Here is a 1,948-nt window from a genome sequence, read left to right as displayed (position 1 = left end):
CGCCCGACAGCGCGACGCCGCTCGGCTGGCCGCACGCGATCCGGCTGCGACCGTCGCGCTGCTCGACGACGAACTCCCGCAGTTCGCCGACCGCGCCGCCGCGGACGACTGACCGAACACGGGACGGCTACTTATAAACGAACAAGTGCGGTGGCGCGTGCCTCCGAGCGGTCGCCAGCGGCGACCGCGAGGAGCACCGCGCGAGGGAGTCGACCGGTCGGAGCAACGCGGAGACCGGTCGACGAGGCTGGGGAGGCGTGAGGTTGTGGTGCGGAGCTGTCGGGCGGGAATCGAAGGGGCAGTCGCCGGCGGCTTCGCCGCCGGCTGCCCGAGGCGCGTAGCGCCTCGCTGCCGCGAGGAGGAAGACGCGCGACGTAAGCACTGGAGGGAGCGAACGAAGTGAGCGACCGAAGCGCGCAACGAGCGCATCGACTCCTCGCGGCTGGGGCTTCGGCGGTCTCGGTCGTGACGAGAACGGCCGCGTATGAATGAACGTTCGGGGATTCGAAAGCAGCCGCTATCCGGTCACGACCGACGAGTCACACATACACACCGAAACCGCGAAAAGACCGGTTTTATCGCCACTCGTCGCGCGGAACGCAGTCGGACTCGCGGACCGTGACCCACCGGGTCGTCCGCTCGTCCGGGTCGACGTCCCGCTCGAAGAACGTCACCTCGCCGGTGCCGTCGTCGTCATCGGTCCGTTTACAGACGAGTTCCGGCGACCCGTCGCGAACACGTGCGGATGACGTGGACGTGGACATACGTCACGATTCGCGCTCCGTCTGATAATAACTGTTGGTTTCGACCGCTGAAAAAGGAACACTACGAAGGTAGTGAACGCTCCGTCAGCGCCTGACCGGGACGCCGCGCTCGTCGAGGTACGCCTTCGTCTCCTCGATGGAGTAGTCGCCGAAGTGGAAGATGGAGGCCGCCAGCCCGGCGTCCGCGTTCGCCTCGGTGAACACCGTCGTACATGTCCTCGGGGCTCCCGCAGCCGGGAGGAGGCGACTGAGGGGGTCACACCGCCTCGCCGACCGCCTTCATCAGGGGCACGTCGTAGCCGTCCTTCGTCCCGTCCTTGTCGATGGAGTTGACGAACAGCTCGCCCGCGCCGCGCTCCTCGGCCTCCTGCGCCCACGAGACGGCGTCGATCCCGGTGCCCTCGCGGCCGCCCTTCTTCGTACACTCGAACCACACCGTCTCGCCGTCCTCGTCCTCGTAGAAGTGCTCGCCGCCGTCGTCGTACCGCCGCCGCGCGTCGACGGAGATGACGATGCACTGGCTGCCGAACGCGGCCGCGCCCTCCTCGATGAGTTCGGGGCGTTCGAGGGCCCCGGTCGTGATCGACACCTTGTCCGCGCCCGCCCGGAGCGTCTCCTTGATGTCCGCCTTCGTCCGGATCCCCCCGCCGACCGTCAGCGGGATGAAACACTCGTCGGCGACCGCGTTGACGACGTCGAGCATCGTCTCGCGGCCCTCCGCGCTGGCGGTGATGTCGAGGAAGACGAACTCGTCCGCCCCCGCCGCGTTGTACTTCTTCGCCAGCTCGACGGGGTCGCCGGTGTACTCCAAGTTCTCGAAGTTGACGCCGGTGTACACCGCGGCGTCGCCCTCCTCGTCGAGGTCGACGTCGATACAGGGGATAATGCGCTTCGTGAGTCCCATTCGTTGCCGGAGCGTTGGCCGTCGGCCGGGTTAAAAGGCGCGGGGCGCGCTCGTCGGGGGCCGCGAACGCGCCACTACTCGTCGGGGGCCACGGACGCGACCTCACTCGGCGTCGTCGATCTCGGTCGTCGCCGCCTCGGTCCCGCCCGACTGCTCCCGCCTGTCGTACTTCGCGACAGCGCGGTCCGCGCGCGTCGAGACACCGTTCGGGTTCCGCGCGGGGCTCCGGTCCCGCCGCCGCGCGACCAGTCCGTCGGAGCTCCCGCCGGTGAGGCCCAAC

The 1,948-nt window shown here is 68.7% G+C and carries 1 protein-coding gene and 2 pseudogenes; all 3 read right to left on the bottom strand.

What is annotated here, in order from left to right; translation table 11 throughout:
• Positions 1-575: 575 nt before the first annotated feature.
• A complete protein-coding gene (locus BN903_RS13935; protein WP_048078304.1) occupies positions 576-764 on the bottom strand; it encodes a hypothetical protein in 189 nt (62 codons plus the stop codon).
• 84 nt (positions 765-848) lie between these two features.
• Positions 849-1,668, bottom strand: a pseudogene (gene hisF / locus BN903_RS13930) (imidazole glycerol phosphate synthase subunit HisF).
• Positions 1,669-1,770: 102 nt separating this feature from the next.
• Positions 1,771-1,948 (bottom strand): annotated as a pseudogene (locus BN903_RS18220) (glycosyl transferase family 2); the annotation flags it as partial.

The sequence above is a fragment of the Halorubrum sp. AJ67 genome, assembly GCF_000513435.1.
This window is presented reverse-complemented; position numbering and strand designations above follow the sequence as displayed.

What these genes read in the sequence shown, in the direction of transcription:
- BN903_RS13935 (WP_048078304.1), bottom strand. Translation starts at nt 764, where the DNA reads ATGTCCACGTCCACGTCATCCGCACGTGTTCGCGACGGGTCGCCGGAA.